The organism is Shewanella psychrotolerans, from assembly GCF_019457595.1.
GTDB lineage: Bacteria > Pseudomonadota > Gammaproteobacteria > Enterobacterales > Shewanellaceae > Shewanella > Shewanella psychrotolerans.
Genome location: NZ_CP080419.1, coordinates 2,399,505 through 2,420,168, shown reverse-complemented (window position 1 = coordinate 2,420,168; position 20,664 = coordinate 2,399,505). Strand labels below are relative to the sequence as shown.

At 43.1% G+C, this 20,664-nt stretch carries 16 protein-coding genes and 8 tRNA genes; 8 read left to right on the top strand and 16 right to left on the bottom strand.

What is annotated here, in order from left to right; genetic code table 11:
- Position 1: 1 nt before the first annotated feature.
- The 7 genes from rsxA to K0I62_RS10655 all read right to left on the bottom strand — a co-directional run bounded on the left by rsxA (position 2) and on the right by K0I62_RS10655 (position 3,242).
- Positions 2–580 carry an electron transport complex subunit RsxA gene (gene rsxA, locus K0I62_RS10685; RefSeq protein ID WP_220068137.1) on the bottom strand — a complete coding sequence of 193 codons (579 nt, stop codon included), beginning with the start codon at positions 578–580 and terminating at the stop codon, positions 2–4.
- A gap of 95 nt (positions 581–675) precedes the next feature.
- A complete protein-coding gene (locus tag K0I62_RS10680; RefSeq protein WP_220068136.1) occupies positions 676–2,592 on the bottom strand; it encodes an EAL domain-containing protein in 1,917 nt (638 codons plus the stop codon).
- Positions 2,593–2,706: 114 nt separating this feature from the next.
- Positions 2,707–2,782: transfer RNA gene (locus tag K0I62_RS10675), tRNA-Asn, on the bottom strand.
- Between the two features lie 40 nt (positions 2,783–2,822).
- Positions 2,823–2,898, bottom strand: a tRNA-Asn gene (locus K0I62_RS10670).
- Positions 2,899–2,929: 31 nt separating this feature from the next.
- Positions 2,930–3,005: transfer RNA gene (locus K0I62_RS10665), tRNA-Asn, on the bottom strand.
- A 25-nt stretch (positions 3,006–3,030) separates the two neighbouring features.
- Positions 3,031–3,106 (bottom strand) — tRNA-Asn (locus K0I62_RS10660).
- Positions 3,107–3,166: 60 nt separating this feature from the next.
- Positions 3,167–3,242 (bottom strand) — tRNA-Asn (locus K0I62_RS10655).
- A 758-nt stretch (positions 3,243–4,000) separates the two neighbouring features.
- Between K0I62_RS10655 and uvrB the strand changes: the two genes are divergently transcribed.
- Positions 4,001–6,019, top strand: a complete 2,019-nt coding sequence (gene uvrB / locus K0I62_RS10650) for an excinuclease ABC subunit UvrB (RefSeq protein ID WP_220068135.1) — start codon at positions 4,001–4,003, stop codon at positions 6,017–6,019.
- 199 nt (positions 6,020–6,218) lie between these two features.
- On the opposite strand, the gene rrtA is transcribed toward uvrB, so the two are convergent.
- Together rrtA and queC are read right to left on the bottom strand one after the other, a co-directional pair.
- Positions 6,219–6,803 carry a rhombosortase gene (rrtA, locus tag K0I62_RS10645; protein WP_220068134.1) on the bottom strand — a complete coding sequence of 195 codons (585 nt, stop codon included), beginning with the start codon at positions 6,801–6,803 and terminating at the stop codon, positions 6,219–6,221.
- Positions 6,797–7,480 (bottom strand): 7-cyano-7-deazaguanine synthase QueC, encoded by a 684-nt coding sequence (gene queC, locus K0I62_RS10640; protein WP_220068133.1) that lies wholly within the window; start codon positions 7,478–7,480, stop codon positions 6,797–6,799. The genes rrtA and queC overlap by 7 nt, the downstream gene beginning before the upstream one ends.
- 188 nt (positions 7,481–7,668) lie before the next feature.
- On the opposite strand from queC, the gene queE reads away from it, so the two are divergent.
- Positions 7,669–8,337: a 7-carboxy-7-deazaguanine synthase QueE gene (gene queE / locus K0I62_RS10635; RefSeq protein ID WP_220068132.1), complete on the top strand. Its 669-nt coding sequence runs from the start codon at positions 7,669–7,671 to the stop codon at positions 8,335–8,337.
- A 79-nt stretch (positions 8,338–8,416) separates the two neighbouring features.
- On the opposite strand, the gene K0I62_RS10630 is transcribed toward queE, so the two are convergent.
- From K0I62_RS10630 to K0I62_RS10615, 4 genes are all read right to left on the bottom strand, one after another.
- Positions 8,417–9,478, bottom strand: a complete 1,062-nt coding sequence (locus tag K0I62_RS10630; RefSeq protein ID WP_220068131.1) for a PLP-dependent cysteine synthase family protein — start codon at positions 9,476–9,478, stop codon at positions 8,417–8,419.
- A gap of 360 nt (positions 9,479–9,838) precedes the next feature.
- A tRNA-Tyr gene (locus tag K0I62_RS10625) sits at positions 9,839–9,923 on the bottom strand.
- 64 nt (positions 9,924–9,987) lie between these two features.
- Positions 9,988–10,072, bottom strand: a tRNA-Tyr gene (locus K0I62_RS10620).
- Between the two features lie 31 nt (positions 10,073–10,103).
- Positions 10,104–10,188, bottom strand: a tRNA-Tyr gene (locus tag K0I62_RS10615).
- A gap of 125 nt (positions 10,189–10,313) precedes the next feature.
- Between K0I62_RS10615 and K0I62_RS10610 the strand changes: the two genes are divergently transcribed.
- The 3 genes from K0I62_RS10610 (at position 10,314) to K0I62_RS10600 (ending at position 13,508) form a co-directional block, all read left to right on the top strand.
- Positions 10,314–10,802, top strand: a complete 489-nt coding sequence (locus K0I62_RS10610; protein ID WP_220068130.1) for a VC2046/SO_2500 family protein — start codon at positions 10,314–10,316, stop codon at positions 10,800–10,802.
- 75 nt (positions 10,803–10,877) lie between these two features.
- Positions 10,878–11,165, top strand: a complete 288-nt coding sequence (locus tag K0I62_RS10605; protein ID WP_220068129.1) for a DUF406 family protein — start codon at positions 10,878–10,880, stop codon at positions 11,163–11,165.
- A 162-nt stretch (positions 11,166–11,327) separates the two neighbouring features.
- Positions 11,328–13,508, top strand: coding sequence for a putative bifunctional diguanylate cyclase/phosphodiesterase (locus K0I62_RS10600; protein WP_220068128.1), 2,181 nt, complete (start codon positions 11,328–11,330; stop codon positions 13,506–13,508).
- 64 nt (positions 13,509–13,572) lie between these two features.
- Here K0I62_RS10600 and K0I62_RS10595 read toward each other — a convergent pair whose 3' ends face one another.
- Positions 13,573–14,061 carry a YchJ family protein gene (locus K0I62_RS10595; protein ID WP_220068127.1) on the bottom strand — a complete coding sequence of 163 codons (489 nt, stop codon included), beginning with the start codon at positions 14,059–14,061 and terminating at the stop codon, positions 13,573–13,575.
- On the bottom strand, positions 14,051–14,623 hold the full coding sequence (locus K0I62_RS10590) for a YybH family protein (RefSeq protein ID WP_434086810.1): 573 nt from the start codon (positions 14,621–14,623) through the stop codon (positions 14,051–14,053). The genes K0I62_RS10595 and K0I62_RS10590 overlap by 11 nt, the downstream gene beginning before the upstream one ends.
- A 264-nt stretch (positions 14,624–14,887) precedes the next feature.
- On the opposite strand from K0I62_RS10590, the gene smrA reads away from it, so the two are divergent.
- Entirely contained in the window at positions 14,888–15,475 is a 588-nt protein-coding gene (gene smrA / locus K0I62_RS10585) for a DNA endonuclease SmrA (RefSeq protein WP_220068126.1), read from the top strand.
- A gap of 173 nt (positions 15,476–15,648) precedes the next feature.
- Here smrA and K0I62_RS10580 read toward each other — a convergent pair whose 3' ends face one another.
- Positions 15,649–17,484 carry a M2 family metallopeptidase gene (locus K0I62_RS10580; protein WP_220068125.1) on the bottom strand — a complete coding sequence of 612 codons (1,836 nt, stop codon included), beginning with the start codon at positions 17,482–17,484 and terminating at the stop codon, positions 15,649–15,651.
- Positions 17,485–17,719: 235 nt separating this feature from the next.
- Here K0I62_RS10580 and psrA point away from each other — a divergent pair, with 235 nt between their 5' ends.
- Positions 17,720–18,358, top strand: a complete 639-nt coding sequence (psrA, locus tag K0I62_RS10575; protein ID WP_220068124.1) for a TetR family transcriptional repressor PsrA — start codon at positions 17,720–17,722, stop codon at positions 18,356–18,358.
- 8 nt (positions 18,359–18,366) lie between these two features.
- On the top strand, positions 18,367–20,643 hold the full coding sequence (locus K0I62_RS10570; protein ID WP_220068123.1) for an acyl-CoA dehydrogenase: 2,277 nt from the start codon (positions 18,367–18,369) through the stop codon (positions 20,641–20,643).
- The last annotated feature ends 21 nt before the right edge of the window (positions 20,644–20,664 follow it).

Here is a 20,664-nt window from a genome sequence, read left to right as displayed (position 1 = left end):
TTTAATTTACCAAGCCCGTAAAGCCCATGAATGCTAGCGACATAAGACCTGCTGTGATCATGGCAATAGCGCCCCCTTTAAACGGTGCAGGAACATCCGCGGCAGCCAATCTCTCACGCATAGCAGAGAACAAGATCAATACAATGGAGAATCCTGCCGCAGCGCCGAATCCGTAGATAGCAGACTCGATGAAATCATGATTTTCATTGACGTTGAGCAGGGCAACCCCTAACACTGCACAGTTGGTGGTGATAAGCGGTAGATAGATCCCAAGAGCTCGATGAAGCGACGCGCTGGTCTTTTGGACTAGCATTTCAGTAAATTGCACTACGACAGCAATCACAAGAATAAAAGCCATGGTTCTGAGGTAGCCCAGTTCGAAGGGCTGCAAAAGATAGTTATCGACGAGGTAACTCAAAATTGAGGCAAGCGTGAGCACAAAGGTTGTCGCCATGGACATACCTATCGCGGATTCTAATTTACTCGAAACGCCCATAAAGGGACATAAGCCGAGAAATTTGACTAATACAAAATTGTTGACCAGCACAGTGCCGACCAAAAGCAGGAGATATTCGCTCATCGCAAATGGTTATCTATATCTAATTTAACGGCTATTATCGACCTTTCGGCATGGATAAACAACACATAGAAAGCAGGGATTATTTCAAATCGGGTTTAACTGGTTGCAGAGTGTTCATCTGTTACGGTCATTGGTTTCGGTTTTGCAATGTAATAGCCTTGCAGTCCATCAACGAGAAGGTGTTCAAGGGTAAACTTCTCTTCTTGGCGCTCTACACTCGTTGCAATCACTTTAATTGATTGTTTTTGTGCTACATCGACAATCATTTTTACAAAGAAACGATTATTATCATTGGTATCAATTTCTTCAGTATAACTACCGTCAAGCTTTACAAAGTCAGGCCTTATCTCTTTAAAGAACTTAAAGGAGGTAAATCCTAGGCCAAAATGCTCGACAGATACACGTGCACCGACACTGTGCATATCTCTGACAAATTGATGAGCAATATTTATATTACTTTGAATTCCCGATTCGTTAATTTCTATTACTAATCTCGCTGCAATATGGCGATATCGTGCCAATAGATCTTTAACCCATGCCGAAAACTGAGCTTGCTGCATCGAGGCTGTACTGACATTTATACCGAATGATCCCGTTAAGCTTGGATTATTAATCAATAGTTTAATGGTATTTTGAATAATAATTTTATCCAGTTCTACATTCAGTCCATGACGCCCAGCCATACCTATCACTGTGGCTGTGGGTAAAAATTTTCCTTCACGACTGTAAAAACGAGAGAATAGTTCTCGATACACTTTATCGGCACCACGGCAGGGTTGTATATCCTGAGTATGAAATTTCAATGCTTGACGCCGGATAATATCTTCGATTGCTGTTTTCCAATGGGAGTCGCCGATTAATTCATCTCCATTAAGTTTTTCTTGGATGTGACAAGTGTTAGGCCCCATGGTTTGAGCTATGCTGACAGCAGCATCGCCTAAATAAACCAGTGAAAGGGCATCATTTCCCTGTTTGTATGGTACTAACCCCGTATAGGCCACAGACTCAATATCGATAGTTTCTTGAAAAGCGTCGAAATTATGTTTTAGATCGTTTAATAATCCGTGTACGTCGTGAATGAGTAAGTTGGGAATAAAGACGGCAAAATCACTGGCAGATATTCTGAAGCATTCAGCTTGTTGCTGATTGGCGATGCTTTTTCGGATACAGCTGGCGATGCCTGCGAGATAATTGTCACCCGCTTCTCGGCCTTGAGATTGATTTATATTGGCGAGTTCAGTGGCCTTTATCATGGCCATTATGCCGTAGTTATCTTTTCCGGCCTTAGCGAGACTGTCTAGTTTCTGAGTAAATTTGGGGCGAGTGTTAAATAGCGTTACAGGATCTTGATATACTTCTTTATTCAGTTGCAGGTTGTGGTTTCGCATTTCCTCAAACTTGTCATGCAGTATGCCTCTGGCCTTATCTAAGGCTACGCCAATTGGCTTGAGCTCTCCACGAAAACGTGAATGCGCCAATGCTTCGAATTTAAGTTCCGATAGGGCGTCAATATAGCTACTAGCATAAACAATGCTGCGTTTTAATCTCATCATCAATAGGCTAAATATTGTTGCTATTACGAGATAGAGCAACCAAATAATCGTTATATTGCTAACGAATGCCTGTTTGGCCTTGCTGGTTATTTTTGAGTCATCAATTTTTACCTGCAGGCGTCCTTCTGCTAAGCTCCGAGTATCACCTAAGCCTTGGGTAAATAATGCCGCAATAGTATCGTCATTGTCTGGCAGTAATTGTCCCTCGGTATAGTTTAATGTGCCATCTTGCCCGTGAGTATATTGAAAAAAATAAAAGGGATATTGACTATTTAAAGTTGTAAATAGCGACTTTCCATCGACGGGTAGCGTTGTTTTCCAGATAGGGCTATTGAGGTATTGTTGCAGTGCTTCATCGGCTAATTTTGATGCTTTATCATACTCATAGTTAAAACTTATGAACGATAAACTGCCGAATATGATGAGAAGAACTAAATGAAATATTTTCGCAATGCTCATAAAAAGTGTATCCACTACATTGTGCAAGCTAATTATAAATAATTATGATGCCGCTAGTGTAACTGATTATGTAATAAAGCGAAATTTTATTCTTAGGTAGGTTTAATTGTTGAGTGGCTCCCCAGACTGGACTTGAACCAGTGACATACGGATTAACAGTCCGCCGTTCTACCGACTGAACTACTGGGGAATACTCAAAATGATATGGTATAGCTTAAATCTTGTTGAAGTGGCTCCCCAGACTGGACTTGAACCAGTGACATACGGATTAACAGTCCGCCGTTCTACCGACTGAACTACTGGGGAATCGAATACTTCAAACAATAAGATTTATAAGTGGCTCCCCAGACTGGACTTGAACCAGTGACATACGGATTAACAGTCCGCCGTTCTACCGACTGAACTACTGGGGAATCTTATAAAGTATTATTCTAAAATTGGCTCCCCAGACTGGACTTGAACCAGTGACATACGGATTAACAGTCCGCCGTTCTACCGACTGAACTACTGGGGAATCGAATTTTAGTTTTAAATGCTAACTTACGTTAACACTTTGTCTTCCGCTTTATTGCTTTGGCTCCCCAGACTGGACTTGAACCAGTGACATACGGATTAACAGTCCGCCGTTCTACCGACTGAACTACTGGGGATTCGTTAAAGCAACTCGTCGTTGAAGACGGAGCGCATATTAAAGCGCTCTTACACATGAGTCAACTCAGGTTAGAAAAAAAAATGTAATTATGCGGTTAAGTGCTCATCTAATGCTCATCGTGATCGCTTCTTGCTCATTTTGATTATCTTATCAGCGGATTTTAGGCTAGGTGGGATAAGAGCCTGTTGAATATAAGAATAAAGTGTATTTATTTACGCTTTATATTTGTTCGATTGTCAAATGTAGTAAAATTACATCTATTGCATCAGAACGCACTAATAAACAAAAATCGTTTAAAGCCACGGAATACCTAGGGTTGCATGACTTATCCACTAAATCTGTGGATAAACCTGTGGGTTAGCGCAAATATTGGCTTGCAAAGCCTTGTGGATTGGGGATTGTACTTAAAATGCCAATATTTTAGGGCTAGAGATATAGACACATATTTTCAATGACTTACAAAAAGCAATAGCCAGTTTTAATTTGTATCCCAACCGTTACAATTATGTAATAGATTTAGCGGTTCATCTTGTGTATTAAAGTGCCTAATTAGCTGGGTTTTCGTTCAATTAACGACCTGAGAGCACAGATTTTGTCTCTGTACTAAAGTTTCATTACAAACATATTAAATTATGTAAAAGCGCTCAAATAATTTTAAGGCTAGTTCGCCACGATTTACCTATTTCATACTATCTGGGTTTGTTGAAAGCCTTTAGGTCGATTAAGATACACAGCTACATTATTGGGAGTGCTTCATTGAGTGATTCGACATTTCAGCTAGTTTCGCGATATCAGCCCGCGGGAGATCAACCGACGGCTATTCAAAAGTTGGTGGAAGGCATAGAGTCTGGTTTGGCTTGTCAGACACTGCTGGGGGTAACGGGATCGGGTAAGACGTTTACGGTCGCCAATGTAATTAAGCAATTACAGCGGCCTACGATTATCATGGCACCTAATAAAACCCTGGCGGCACAACTATACGGTGAGATGAAAGAGTTTTTCCCTCACAACGCTGTTGAGTATTTTGTCTCCTATTACGACTACTACCAGCCTGAAGCCTATGTGCCGTCAACGAACACCTTTATTGAAAAGGACGCATCGGTTAATGCCCACATAGAGCAGATGCGTTTATCGGCGACCAAAGCGCTTTTAGAGCGTAAAGATGTGGTGTTGATTGCTTCGGTCTCGGCTATTTATGGTCTTGGCGATCCTGACTCGTACCTTAAGATGCTGTTACATCTTCGTCTGGGTGACTTTATGGGGCAGCGTGAAATATTGCAGCGCCTAAGTGAACTTCAATATACCCGTAATGATATTGAACTGCAGCGCGGCACTTTTCGGGTGCGCGGAGAGGTGATTGATATTTTCCCAGCGGATTCGGATAAAGATGCAATACGTATCGAGCTGTTCGATGATGAGATCGACCGATTAAGTTTGTTCGATCCATTAACTGGGCATATTCTACAGCGCATTGCCCGTACCACTGTTTATCCCAAGACCCATTATGTTACGCCGCGAGAGAAGATTTTGGCGGCAACCGAAGAGATTAAGCAGGAGCTGCGGGAACGTAAAAAGTATCTATTAGATAATAATAAGCTTATCGAGGCCCAACGCATCTCTGAGCGAGTGCAGTATGATATTGAGATGATGACCGAGCTGGGTTATTGCTCCGGGATAGAAAACTATTCACGCTATCTCTCAGGGAGGAGACCAGGAGAGGGGCCACCGACCTTGCTCGATTACCTCCCCGCCGATGGATTACTTATTATCGATGAGTCCCATGTTACCGTGCCCCAAATTGGCGCCATGTATAAAGGTGATCGCTCTCGTAAAACAAACTTAGTCGATTATGGTTTTCGCTTACCGTCAGCGCTAGATAATCGTCCGTTGAAATTTGAAGAGTTTGAATCCTTAATGCCACAGACGGTATTTGTATCGGCGACACCGGCGCAATATGAGATAGATAAAAGCGACGGGGAAATTGCCGAACAAGTAGTGCGGCCAACCGGGCTGCTTGATCCTGAGATTGAAGTGCGGCCCGTTTCGATACAAGTAGACGACTTGCTGTCAGAGGTGGGTAAGCGAGTTGCCGTTAATGAGCGGGTATTGGTGACGACATTAACCAAACGTATGGCCGAAGATCTGTCGGAATACCTTGATGAGCATGGCGTTAAAGTCAGATATTTGCATTCTGATATTGATACCGTAGAGCGGGTTGAGATCATTCGTGATCTTCGTTTAGGTGTGTTTGATGTCTTGATCGGTATTAACTTGCTCAGGGAAGGCTTGGATATGCCTGAAGTGTCGCTTGTGTGTATCTTAGATGCTGATAAAGAGGGGTTCTTACGTTCAGAGCGATCCCTTATTCAGACTATTGGTCGTGCCGCCCGTAATGTTAACGGTAAAGTGATTTTATATGGCGATAAGATCACTAAGTCCATGGCCAAGGCCATCGATGAAACTGACTGGCGACGAGAAAAACAGCGCCAGTATAATCTTAATAATGGCATTACGCCTCAAGGATTGTCGAACAAAATCACCGATGTGATGGATATTGGCGGCCATAATGAACATACGGCGAAGGTGTTACCTCGTTATCAAAGAGTCGCTGAGGCTAAGGCGAACTATCAACTTGGCGACGCCGCTAGCTTGAGTCACCAAATTGACGAATTAGAAAAACGTATGCATCAACACGCGAGAGATCTTGAGTTTGAGCAGGCGGCGGCATTACGTGATCAGGTGCTGAATTTAAGAGAGGCGTTAATTAAGGCATGATCTGGTGTGCATTAGCTAAGCTGATTAACGAAAGAAGCCACCTGCTGAAGTAGGTGGCTTTGGGCAGAAAACAAAAGCTCTAGCGCTAAAGTTAAGTCTTTGACTCAGGCTTTGCTCAGCCAATGTATTCCAATGAAAAACACGTTTGAAATGCAATCGACTAGCGCGATATAGAAAACAATCAGACTTATCTTGCTAGTTATTTGATGAATTTTCTAATCACTTTATAAGTAACAAAAACCAAAATGCCTGTCACTACACCCACAAGGTGAGCTTCAGTTGCCACTCGAGCCCCAATTAGCTGAGTAATTTGCTCAGTGGCACCATAGATTTGCTCATAAGCCACTTTTGCGCAAACCCCTGCAAACAACAAGTAGCCAGAGCGCATTCCTGCTTGAATATCTTTAAGCGCGCCATAGGTAAATAGGCCATGTAACATACCACTTAGCCCCACATAGCCCCCCAACGCAGGAAAACAAAGATAGAGGCCAATGCCTTGCAACACGCACAGTATTGCAAATAGCAACGTAAAATTAGTTGCCCTGTAGTGGCATTCGTGTAAAAAGCTGATCACCCAAAGCCCTGCAAGATTCATTAACAGATGCCATTGATTGGTATGAAGCAAATTTCCGGTAAGCAATCGCCACCATTCGCCGCCAGTAATTGATGAACGTCGATAGGCAAGCTGAGAGTCAAAGTCCATAAAGTAAAACAGGGCACAGACTATGGTAATGGCTAATACAACGCCGTAGGGCTTTGACGTTGATTTTAAGTGACTTAGCATTTTTGGTTTAACTCAGCCATGATGCTTGTCTTGTTGTCGAGATACTCTTGCAATCCCTTGCTTCTGAGGATACACGCTGGGCAGGTGCCACATCCTGCGCCTACAATCCCGTTGTAGCAGGTCAGCGTTTGGTCTCGAACGAGGGTTAAACTGCGGTATTTATCAGCCAAGGCCCAAGTTTCCGCCTTATTGAGCCACATTAATGGGGTCTTAATCGTTAATTGTCGATCCATTCCTTGTTCTAATGCCGATTGCATCGCTTTAATAAATTGATCGCGGCAATCTGGGTAGCCAGAAAAATCGGTCTCGCAGACCCCTGTTATCACAGTATCGGCACCGAGTTGATAGGCATAAATTCCCGCTAAGGTCAGAAATAGGATGTTACGCCCAGGCACAAAGGTGTTGGGTAAGCCATTTTCCATTAACTCATTTGAAACGGCAATGGCATCGCGTGTTAATGCAGAAATCGCCAGTTCATTGAGTACTGTCACATCGAGTATCTTATGACTAGCAACACCGAGCTGCTTGCCTAAGTTCTGCGCTATTGCGATCTCTTCTCTATGGCGTTGACCATAATCGAACGTAATTGCGTGCACTTCATCATATTGATTTAGGGCTTGAATCAGACAAGTTGTGGAGTCTTGGCCTCCACTAAAAACAACGACCGCTTTAGACATAGTGATTTATTAAGTATGGAATTTGGCGTTAGTTTAACTGACCATAGCAAGGTTGCAAATCATCTTACTACGCACATTCATATCCAAAAGTTTCCATTAGCAATAAAGTGGCTGCAAATAATGGAGTTATACTTGCTTGTAGCGTCAAAATCTTCTATAAAAGCCGACCCACAGCGATGAGGTTAACCATGAAGTATCCCGTGAATGAAGTGTTTGAAACCATACAAGGTGAGGGCGTCTACACTGGCGTGCCTGCTATTTTCGTACGTTTACAGGGATGTCCAGTTGGTTGCTCTTGGTGCGATACCAAGCATACTTGGGAAACGCTAACTGAAAATCGAGTCGATCCCGATCTTGTTATCCAAATCGATGGTGAAATAGGTCGTTGGTCTGAGCTAGACGCTAAGGAGCTGATCGCGCAATTAGTGGCTAAAGGATTTACCGCAAAACATATTGTGATCACCGGCGGAGAACCGTGCATTTATGATCTACGTCCACTGACTCAAGCACTGTCTGAGCAGGGTTATCAATGTCAAATAGAAACAAGTGGCACATTCGAGGTGTTATGTGATCCACGAACCTGGGTAACAGTGTCACCAAAAGTGAATATGAAAGGCGGTTATAAGGTGCTGGAGCCGTCACTGGTTCGCGCCGATGAGATTAAGCATCCCGTTGCAAAGCAGATGCATATTGATGAATTAGATCAATTACTAGAGGGCATTGATACCCTTGGTAAGACCATCTGTTTACAACCAATAAGCCAAAAGCCTAGAGCAACAGAGCTGGCGATGAAAGTGTGTATTGCGCGTAATTGGCGTTTATCTATTCAAACTCACAAATACCTCAATATCGATTAGATTTTGGTGAGTGATAAGCATAAGGGCTGTTGTGTTTTTAGCCCTTATTGCTAATCACTATTTCCAATAGCTGTGTTTGTTAATCTAGTAGACCCGTCTGATTAAAGCGTTCAAGTCTTGTTTGATATTTACCAATATCACCGATATTGTCGTTAATCCACACCTCATCATAATAGGTATCTAGGTAACGTTCACCGCCATCACAGAGTAAGGTCACTATTGAACCTTTTTGGTTCTCTTGCTGCATTTGGGTTGCCAATTGCAAGGCACCATAGAGATTGGTGCCAGTAGAAGGACCCGCTTTACGCCCGATAAGCTGCTCCAGCCAATAGATAGTCGCGATCGAGGCAGCATCTTCAACTTTTACCATATGGTCGACAACGCCTGCGATAAATGAGGGTTCTGCTCTTGGACGACCAATTCCTTCAATTTTACTACCATTACAACAGGTGACGCTTGGATCTAGACTGTGATAATAATCGTAGAAAACCGAGTTCTCTGGATCGACGACGCATAATTTGGTTTCTTCTCGTTGATAACGGATATATCTACCTATGGTAGCGGAGGTGCCTCCTGTGCCAGGACTCATCACAATCCAGCTTGGAACTGGGTGCGGTTCCCGTTTCATCTGGTCAAATATCGAATTGGCAATATTATTATTGCCTCGCCAATCTGTTGCGCGTTCGGCATAGGTGAATTGATCCATATAGTGACCTGACAGTTCGTCGGCCAGTCGTTGGGATTCGGCGTAGATCTCGCTGGAGTGGTCGACGAAATGGCATTCACCCCCATAAAATTCTATTTGCTGAATTTTCTTTTTAGCTGTTGTCTTTGGCATTACGGCAATAAAGGGCAGACCTAAGAGACGAGCGAAGTAGGCTTCTGATACTGCCGTACTGCCTGATGAGGACTCAATAATAGGAGTCCCCTGTTTGACCCATCCGTTACAGAGTGCATATAGGAAGAGTGAGCGTGCTAAACGATGTTTGAGACTGCCGGTAGGGTGGGTACTCTCATCTTTGAGATAAATATCAATATCTTTTAAACAAGGTATATCGAGTTTAATTAAATGGGTGTCGGCGCTGCGTTGATAATCGGCTTCAATTTTTTCGATGGCTTGGTTAACCCATAAACGTTCCATTCGCTCTCCTGTTATTGGTCCCAGACAAGCCATTACAGATGAGATGCCTGCCTTCAGTAGTGATATAAAATTTAGCGATGAATTATAACTATAAATGCTAACGGAAGTCGTACGAAATATTGATTGATGGTTTTAAAAGCGAATATGAGGTGGGCATAAAATTTTACTAGAGTGCTGACGAGTTTGGCAAACCAGCATAAAGTTAAGTGTAAGGCCCAAATAGCGGAATTTGATACTTCAGAGATCAAACCTGAGCATGAGATTACTTTGGGGACTAAGGTGTTGCACCAGCAGTGCAGCGGGATTATGAAGTGGTGCTATATAAAATGGTGTTGGGTGGAATAGAGACGTTATGTGAGATGGTGGAGGGAGAAGGATTCGAACCTTCGAAGGCTGAGCCGTCAGATTTACAGTCTGATCCCTTTGGCCACTCGGGAACCCCTCCACATATGTCACTTTTACATTTTACAGCTTTTACAACATGTCACTATTTAATTAAGAAATAAAGATGGTGGAGGGAGAAGGATTCGAACCTTCGAAGGCTGAGCCGTCAGATTTACAGTCTGATCCCTTTGGCCACTCGGGAACCCCTCCACAAATATTTCTTTATCAAATTGTGCGCAAATGGTGGAGGGAGAAGGATTCGAACCTTCGAAGGCTGAGCCGTCAGATTTACAGTCTGATCCCTTTGGCCACTCGGGAACCCCTCCTCAATTGCGGCGGCAATAGTAGTCACAAACTCGGCCGCTGTAAAGAGCATTATTGAACTTTTTATTAAAGTTATGCTTCAAGCGGTCGATTAAATTACAACGAGTTGTTTTATTGTTGTTTTTTTATGCGAACCAATCAGTTATTAATCAATGAAGCCAATTTAGGCACCCGACTTAACCAAGCTGTCACTTCAGACAGACGGGGAGAGTTTGGCTTGTTGTTGGCTATGTTATCGATTGATGCGCGTGATATGGCGCAGTTTCATCTTCAATCACCGACGGAAGAGAGCAAATGCCAGTTAAGAGATAAATTTGAACTTGCGGAGGAGCAGCCCTTAGTTGCCAATATGGTGGAAGAGGCCGTTGTTGATAATAGTCCTCAGTTTCACTCGGCAGGCCTGACTAATTTTCATCTACACCAGTACCTAAAACCCGAAGCCTTAGTGATAAGGGGAAGTGATTCACTTGAGATGAGTAAAGTGCTTGCTAATTGCGATCAGGTGACACGATCTCGTTATCGAGGCCTGATTGAACCTCAAGCGATGATCGGTGACTATTTACACTTTGGCGACCAATTGGTTGCTCAGCGCGCAATGGCAGAGATTTTGGCATAGTTTAGAGCTACATCTCGAACTAAAATATTAAAGTCACTATAATTACCGTTTTTGAATACAAGGCAGTTGTGAATTATGAAAAATATTGAAAAAGGGCAATCAGCACTGGTGAATGATACATGTACAGATTGCGGCAGTTACGCTGATATCGGTGCTGTCATAGATGAACACGATACTGTGCTCGTGATAGAGAAACATGGCGCGGATGCTCTTGCTGAGGTCGAATCATTAGCTAATGCAGCCAAGGTAAGGTTTGATGCTGTTCAAGCTGAAATTGTCGATATAGTGGATGGCCAGCAATTATCGTTAACATTTGCATTTAGCGCAGAAAAAATGATTTTTCAGTTACAAAACAACCTGTGATCTTATCGCGTTAAACTTGTTGCTAATCAGTTAATTATTCCTATAGAATTGCCGATAGCCACTTATTTAAAACAAAAAATGTGTGGATAAACATATTAAATGCTCTGTTTTAGAGCGTTTTTACCTCGACAGCGACTTTTAGGCTGTTGGTTGTAGGGATTTATGGTAAAACGCAAATATCAACACTTGCTAGAGTCGATCGTTAATTCGGTAGAGAAGCAAGAAGGAAAATTCAATGAGACTGCCACGCTAGCGATAAATTTGCTGAGTGAGGAGCTTGTTGTCGACTATGTTGGTGTGTGTATTTTGTCTATCGATGCCAATACAATTGAACAGGTTGCCCATTCGGGAAACGCCATCGATGTTATTCGTCCCAAACCGCGATTTTGCTCTCAATACCTAACAGACCTAAAACAACATCGGATAATTGATGTTGCAGATGTCAATGAAGATATTCGCGTTAAAGCGCTTTTTGAGTGCTATTTCTACCCCAAGCAGATAAACAGTTCTCTCGATGTCGCTATTCGTATTAATGGACACCTTGAGGGCGTGCTGTTTCTAGAGTCGAGCACGCCAAGGTCGTGGTCTGAGAGTGAGCTTGATATCGTAGCTCAAGTTGCAGATCAGCTCGCATTGACATTAGCGACTCAACGCGCTTACGAAACCGATGAACGTTTGAGTCTTTTTTTAAAAGCGATTGAGCATTCAGAGCAGGTGAGCATGGTTGTCAATTTACATACCGATATCATCGAGTATGTAAACAGCGCTTATCATTCAATGTCTGGTACCCCGAAACAGAAAATATTGGGATGCCCAATTTATAGCCTCGATTTTTTCAAACAGTCTCCCGATCAAGCTCATTCGGTGTTAACCGATGTTAAGCGAGGCAGAATCGCAAAAGGTGATACTAAGCTCACTCGTTCCGATGGCAGTAGCTATTGGGTGCGTTATTCGGTGAATCCTTTCACTACCCAAAGAGGGAATTATTACGCATTAATTACCGCTGAGGATAGCTCTGATGAGCTAGAACATAAAAATGAGCTCGAGCGCTTAGCGTGGCGATGTTCGCTTACTGGTTTGTATAATCGCAGTTTCTTCAATAAGGCTCTTGAACGTCGAACGACTGGCCATTTAATGTTAATAGATCTGATGGGTTTTAAACGCTTTAATGACACCTATGGCCATGAAAAAGGGGATCGTTTATTGGTTGAGGTTGCGCGGCGTTTGCGTCATTTTGCCAGTATTAATCAAGCAGAGCTTGTCGCTCGTGTTGGTAGTGACGAATTTGCGGTTGTTGTTGATGGTTTAGAAGACAGTAAGCATCTCGATTACCTTATTAAACGTTTATATCATCAATTGACACTTCCCGTGACCATCGGACGCGAAGCATTTGACGCAAAGCCTGCCTTATCGATTGTTGAGATCGATTCCCTTGAAGAGATGTTTTCAGCATTAACTTGCGCCGATATTGCAGTGCAGTACGCTAAACGCAAGCAAGGTGATGCTATTCAGCTTTTTAACAATGCTTTACTTAATACATTTAAAGAAGGTGCACAGATTGAGCGCGATTTACAATCAGCATTAAAGAATCGTGAGTTTGAACTTTATTATCAACCATTAAGAGATCTTAATACACAGCGATATATTGGTGCTGAAGCGCTTATTCGTTGGCACCACCCTAAACGTGGGGTGCTTTATCCAGCAGCCTTTATCGACATTGCCGAGCAAACGGGAATGATTGGGGCGATTGGCGAATGGGTATTGGAGACCGCATGTAGGCAGTTAAACCTGTGGCAGCACCATAATATGAATCTGTCCATGCATGTTAACGTTGCTGCTCAGCAGTTTTTTAATACAAGTTTGTATGATCAAGTTTGGCAGTTGGTAACTCGCTACCGGATAAAACCACGCACTCTTATCATTGAGATCACCGAAACGGAACTGATGGAAGATATTATTTATGCGACCAATTTATGTAAGGAGTTAGCTGAGTTGGGTGTTGGTTTAGCCATTGACGATTTTGGCACAGGTTATAGCTCTATGCGTTATCTTAAGCAGTTTCCTATTTCAAAATTAAAAATTGATCGATCATTTATTTCCGACCTGAGTGTGAGCCACGAGAGTCGAGAGATAGTTAGCGCAATCATAGCAATGGCTTCGGCATTAAATATCTCTTTGACCGCAGAAGGCGTCGAAACGATTGAACAAGAGCAGTTTCTTACTAAATTAAGATGTCATCATGCACAAGGATTTCTATACAGTCCTGCGTTAAGAGAAGCTGAATTTGAGCGATTTTTAAAAGTGAATGTCCAACTTACCGATACGTTACTGTCGGTCTCTTAGTTGCGGTCGTTTAGCATTGTTTTGATACTAATTAGTTTTTGTGCCTAACGACTATTAATTAGTTCTATTTAGAACAGCATTGTTTAAATTTCTTACCGCTGTTGCAGATGCAAGGGTCATTGCGCTTAGGCATAACCGTTTTTAGTTGTTCCCCTGTGGTATATAGCCATCTATCGCCTTGTTTCACAAATTGTGAGATTTCATGAATCGCTTCAATTCCGCCTTCGTTGTACCATGCATGAAACTCTACAGAACTTGTATTTCCCTCAATGTCACAATTATTGATGGTTAAACCAAGCCAGTTGGTGTGGTTGTCTTGATCTAATATGGCTGTAGTGAGGCCGTTGAGGTAACGAGAATCATGAGTTTCAATTAAATAGTCATGGATCTTCAGAACAAAAGCACTATATCGACTGCGCATCAACAACTCTGGGGTTTGTGGCCGCGCTCCTCGATGGTAAGGTTGGCAGCAGTTCTCATAGCTTAATCGTTCTATTATTGATTTGGTGGTTATTTGCCTACCGCAAGGGCAAGGTTGTTGATTACTGTTCATGGTGCAGGGGATCTTCTGTTTTAGTAAATTGGCGGCCGTAATAGAGGTTGGGCGATGGCTTTGCACTGAAGTAAAACGATGGCTCTGAGCGATTATTGGTATCGACAGTTAAATACCATTTACCATCGGCTTTCTTTTTTGAAACGGTGACAAATTTCCCAGCGAATTCACTCATAGGCTCTTCTGTTTCTTTGGGCGGATAAAAGCGAATCAGGTAATAGCCAATATCGGTAGCACTTTGACCTTCCATTTGGCGTTCTACCACACGAAAGTCGACCTCAATTTGTGCATTTTTGTGCTTAATCTTGCCAAAAAAAGCTTTATATAACGCGCCGATATTTTCACGGCCTATTGTGATCTCTTGGCTTTGTTGTTCAGGGATATAACAGGCATTTTCAGCATAGAGTTCTTCAATTACCTCTGCATCAAGTTGTTCAAATGCCGTAGAAAATTGGGTATAAAACTGATTTAATGCCTTGTCGTCACTGTTCGAGTCTTGCGCCATTACCGGCACACAAAGCACACAAATAAGCGTGAACATGATAAATTTCATAAATTTCATTTAGCTATTCATTTTTGCTAATACTTAGCTCACTATAATCTATGCACTTTTGATGGGAAAGATTTAGTTATTAACAAAGTGTGTATCATCTGCTAGGTGTCTATATTTCAACCTTATGTAATTGCTTCTGCTTGGTTGGACAAGAATTCAGCGGTTGTTATATTAGGCGTTTTAATCGACTTGTCATTGCACGTTTTTATCATAGATAATTTATAAACAAGATCCATCCACTAGGTTTCGCTCGCTAGAGAGGAAGAAAATACGATGGCAGAAGATGAGTTAGCGCTATTTCGCGCTTCAATGGCAGATGTGGTGCCGTTAAAGGCTGATGTCACTGTTAACCTGTGTAACGATATGAGACGTGAGGCGCAGCGTGCTAAACAGGCCCAGACGAAGAGAAGAGAGATTGTTTCACTGTTAAGTCTCGATTTTAGTGAGATAACCCCAGTCGAGCCAGATGAGATCGTTAGCTTTAAGCATCAAGGGGTTCAGAGTCAGGTCTTTAAGTTGTTTCGCCAGGGTAAGTATCCCATGCAAGCATCACTAGCTCTAAAGGATCTTGGCGTGAGTCTGGCGCGAGAAGCATTGTATGACTTTATCTTACAAAGTCAGAATAATGATCTTCGAAATCTGTTGATCATTCATGGTACAGGGGTTAATAACAAGCCATTTCCAGCATTACTCAAGTCATGCTTAGTACAGTGGTTATTACAGCTTGACGGCGTAATTGGCTATCATAGTGCGACACGAGCTTTAGGAGGAAGCGGTGCTATGATGGTGATGCTGTCGAAATCAGATAATGCACGCCTTAATACTCGAGAGCTCACCAAGAAAGGGGCTAATTCTCGTTAACCGTTGAAATAATGATATTGAATCCTCGCTTTGTTGTTTAACTTTGTTATTTAACTTTGATGTTAAATTTGTTGCATAACAAGGCGAGGGTTCAATCTAGCAATCGGATTTACCGGTTTTGGGCCATTAATCAGTCCCAAAGCACTGGCAAAAGTTGATGAACTAACGTTCGCTTACCAACCGCATTGACGATTTTTCGATTGGTTTTGCTCATCTAACCACACCTTAAGTGGTGCAAAATAGTCGAGTACAGCTGAAGCATCCATCTCTTTACTGCCAGTTACTACTGATAAGGCTTCGGGCCATGGCTGACTTTGCCCCATCTCAAGCATTGCATTGAGTTTTGCGCCAGCTTCCTTGTTGCCGTAAATACTGCAGCGGTGTACAGGGCCTTTATCACCAGCGATGTCACAGAGCGCTTTGTGAAATTGGAACTGCAATATGTGAGCTAAGAAATAGCGAGTATAAGGAACATTTCCTGGTACGTGGTACTTAGCGCCAGGATCGAAGTCCACTTCGCTTCGTGCAATTGGTGCTTTTACGCCTTGGTACTTTTCTCTCAGCCCCCACCAAGCTTGGTTGTACTGTGCAGGCGTTATCTCGCCACTGAATACCTTCCAGCGCCACTGGTCTATCATCAGGCCAAATGGTAGAAAGGCTATTTTATCTAACGCCTGTTTAAGCAATAAGCCGATGTCTTTTGATTCATCGGGAACCTCATCTAGTAAGCCTATTTGTTTTAAATAATTAGGCGTAATAGAAAGGGCAACGGTATCACCGATAGCTTCATGGAACCCATCATTAGCGCTATTTTTGAAGATGAAAGGTTGATTTTTATAGGCTCTTTGATAGAAGTTATGTCCAAGTTCATGATGGATAACGGTAAAATCTTCAGCTGTCTTTTGAATACACATCTTAATGCGAATATCGTCAAGATTGTCGAGATCCCATGCTGATGCGTGGCAGACGACATCACGATCTTTGGGTTGAACAAATAGTGAGCGACTCCAAAAAGTGTCTGGTAGCGGTTCAAAACCAAGTGATGTAAAGAAGCCTTCAGCCTGCTTAACCATCTTATGTTCATCATAACCTTGCTTTGCAAGTAACTCGGTAACATCGTATCCAGGATCGGCATCTTCCGGCGCTACTATGTCGTAGACATTGCCCCATTGCTGCGCCCACATGTTTCCGAGCAAATGAGCTGGAATTGCGCCATTACTAGGAGCAACATCGTCGCCGTACTTCTGGTTAAGTTCACCGCGCACGTAACAATGTAGCGATTCGTAAAGTGGCTGAACTTGACCCCATAGCCTATCTAGCTCAGCGGAGAATGCGTCAGGTGCCATGTCATACTGGCTCCGCCATAGCTCTGACAAATTCGCATAACCTAAATCTTTAGCGCCTTCGTTGGCTAGCTCGACTTCTCGTTCAAATAGAGGACGCATTGGTTTTGCGATTTGGCGCCAACCTTGCCAGACATCGAGCAATGTTGCAGGATCTCTAGACTCGCCCATGATGCCCGATAACTCGGGTTGAGTAAGGCAACGACCATCGGCTAAACAGTATTTAGCTTTTCCATATAACCCATTTAGCTCGGCGCTAATATTAGCCAGCTCAGCATTCTTAACCGGATCAAGCGGAGCGGGTAACACCAATGAACTACGTAAAATATTGAGTTTTCGTTGTTCATCTTTTTTTAGAGGAAGCCCCGCAAACTCTGCGGCTTTAGTTGCCAATCTTACAGATGTCGCCGTTTGGCGCTCTGCAACCGAGGCTGATAACGCCGCAGTGTCTTCTGTTATGAAATTACTGTAAATCCATTCAGCGCGATTTTGCTCTATCGATAGCTGTGCAAGATTAGCTTCCGCATCTTGAATAAATTGCTGCGCTTCGGCTATAGGCTCGTTTTTTACTGGCGCGGCATTCACTTGTTCATTGCAAGCCGTGGTTGAGATGACTAAGGTCACGATGAGTGATAAAGAGGATAATCGTGGAGATATCGATGACATGCGGGATTCCTTGGGTGTTTGACTGTCGTCGTTGTTATTCTTGTGTGATCTAGTTTACTTAATTTGGTTAAATATTGCAGGCTGTTATTAAACTGGATCTAAACTATTGGCACTAACCGTGGTTCAGCAGAGATTTATCCTTACTTATAGCCGCATTACATCCGAATTTCATTTGACAAAAAGTGTATCAGTGTTTAATTTAAACGCATGTTTAAATCAGAGTTAAGGTCATGGAATGGCAAATCGATCCGATACTAAAACAAGAATACTTGATGCCGCAGAAAAGCTGTTTGCTGAACGTGGATTTTCAGAAACCTCATTACGACTTATCACAAGTAAAGCTGAAGTGAATCTCGCTTCTGTCAATTATCATTTTGGCTCTAAGAAAGAGTTAATTAGAGCTGTACTTGCTCGTTATTTAGATCGTTTTATGCCTGATGCATCTAATGAGCTAGAGCTTCTAAAACAAAGTTCAGAGCCGTCACTTAATGATATTTTTTCATCGCTGGTAAAACCCTTGCTGGAACTGAACAAGCTGAAGGTTGAAGGTACCCGCACGTTCCTACAGCTACTTGGTCGTGGTTATATCGAGAGTCAAGGCCATCTGCGTTGGTTTATCACCACTCATTACGGTGAACATTTAACGCGATTTGTCGATGCTGTTGCAGAAAGTGCGCCACACATTCCACCTGCTGAGATGTTCTGGCGACTACACTTTACCCTTGGCACCGTTGTGTTCACTATGGCATCGGCCGATGCGCTAACAGAGATCGCAGAAGCCGATTTCAATGAACACAACGATATTGAAGCCGTTATTCGTAAAGTTATCCCATACATTGCTGCAGGTGTAGCAGTACCAGTAAGTACCCAATAGGGGGCGTTATGACTGTTTTTATTTTAGTACTATTGATTTTGATAGTGCTGCTAGGTGTTAAAAATATTCGGATGCAATTTATCACTCGTCCTGTGTTCTCCTTTTTCAAAAAGGTATTGCCACCGCTCTCTAATACCGAAAAGGAAGCGATGGAAGCGGGCGATGTCTGGTGGGAAGGTGAGCTATTTAGAGGTAAACCAAACTGGAACACTCTCCACAGCTATGGTAAGCCTAGATTAACCGAAGAAGAGAAGTCCTTTATCGACAATCAGGTGATGACTGCGCTCACTATGATTGATGATTTTGATATTGTGCAACAGCGTAAAGATCTACCACCAGAGTTGTGGGACTACTTTAAGAAAGAGGGGTTCTTCGCACTTATTATTCCTAAGGAATACGGTGGTAAAGCATTTTCAGCCTACGCCAACTCTACTATTGTCAGTAAGCTTGCTAGTCGTAGTGTAAGTGCTGCAGTCAGTGTGATGGTGCCTAACTCTTTAGGTCCTGGCGAGCTACTTACTCATTATGGGACGAAAGAGCAACGTGATCATTGGCTGCCATTATTGGCGACAGGTGAAGCGGTTCCTTGTTTTGCTTTAACTGGCCCTGAGGCTGGCTCTGATGCTGGTGCGATTCCTGATGTTGGCATCGTCTGTCGCCAAGAGTTTAATGGTGAAGAGGTCCTAGGTATCAGTCTTACATGGGATAAGCGCTACATTACATTAGCACCAGTCGCTACTGTACTTGGTCTTGCGTTTCAAATGCGCGACCCTGATGGTCTGCTCGGCGATAAAAAAGAGATTGGTATTACCTGTGCCTTGATCCCAACCGATCATAAAGGCGTTAACATTGGTGCTCGCCATAACCCACTTGATATGGCATTCATGAATGGTACGACTACGGGGGAGGACGTCTTCATTCCGCTAGATTGGATCATTGGAGGCCCTCAATATGCGGGTAGTGGCTGGAAAATGCTGGTTGAATGTTTATCTGCTGGGCGAGGTATTTCGTTACCAGCGCTAGCGACGGCAACAGGACATTTGGCGACCAAAACGACCACAGCTTACAGTTTTGTTCGGCATCAGTTTGGCCTGTCGATTGGGCAATTTGAAGGTGTTCAAGAAGCCATGGCGCGAATTATCGGCAACACTTATCAGCTCGAAGCTGCGCGCCGCTTAACGACAACTGGGATTGACCTGAAAGTTAAACCTTCTGTGGTTACAGCGATAGCTAAATATCATATGACAGAGATGGGACGTAATGTCATTAATGATGCGATGGATATTCAATCAGGAAAGGGGATACAGCTGGGACCTAAAAATTATCTTGGTCACGGCTATATGGCGACACCTATCTCTATCACGGTTGAAGGAGCTAACATCTTAACTCGTAGTTTGATGATCTTTGGTCAAGGTGCAACACGCTGTCATCCGTATGTACTTGCCGAAATGGAAGCGGCTGCGATGGAAGATCAAAGTGCCGCGCTCGAGCGTTTTGATAATCTCTTGATTGGTCATATGGGCTATGCGACCCGTAATGCGTTTAGTGCTTTGTTTAGCGCGCTTTCGGCGAGCAAGTTTAATTCAGCCCCGGTCAGTGGTTGTACAAAGCAGTATTACAAAGATATGAGCCGTATGTCGGCAGCGCTTGCATTTATGACGGATCTTTCAATGTTGATCATGGGCGGCGATCTCAAACGTAAAGAGATGCTTTCAGCTCGTCTTGGTGATGTCCTCAGTGAACTTTATCTTGGCTCTGCAACGCTAAAATTGTTTGAAGATAATGGCCGTCAGCAGGACGATTTACCTGCGGTACATTATGTGATGCAAACACGGTTACATAACGCGGCGAAAGCATTAAAAGAGACGTTAAGAAACTTCCCTAATCGCCCAGTGGCATGGTTAATGCGAGCCGTTGTGTTCCCTATCGGCAATCACTTTAATGGTCCTGATGATAAATTAGTGGTTAACTTGTGTCAGGGAATGTTAAAGCCAAGCCCAGCTCGTGATAGATTGACTTTTCTTTGCCCTGATTTTGATGGCGATGAAGGCGGTATTGCCGAAGTCGAAAACGCATTCTTGGCGCAATATCAGTGCCGTAAGCTCCATCGTCAGATCAAAAAGGCACAAAAAGAGGGTAAGTTACCTAGTAAGATACCTACAGGAGTTTTGTATGAACAAGCCGCCGCTACAGGGATTATTACTCAAGAGGAACATCAGCAACTGATTGATGCAGACAAGCTTCGTAAGGCTGCTATTGATGTTGACGACTTTGAGCGTCTTTAAACTATACAAGAAATTGTACGC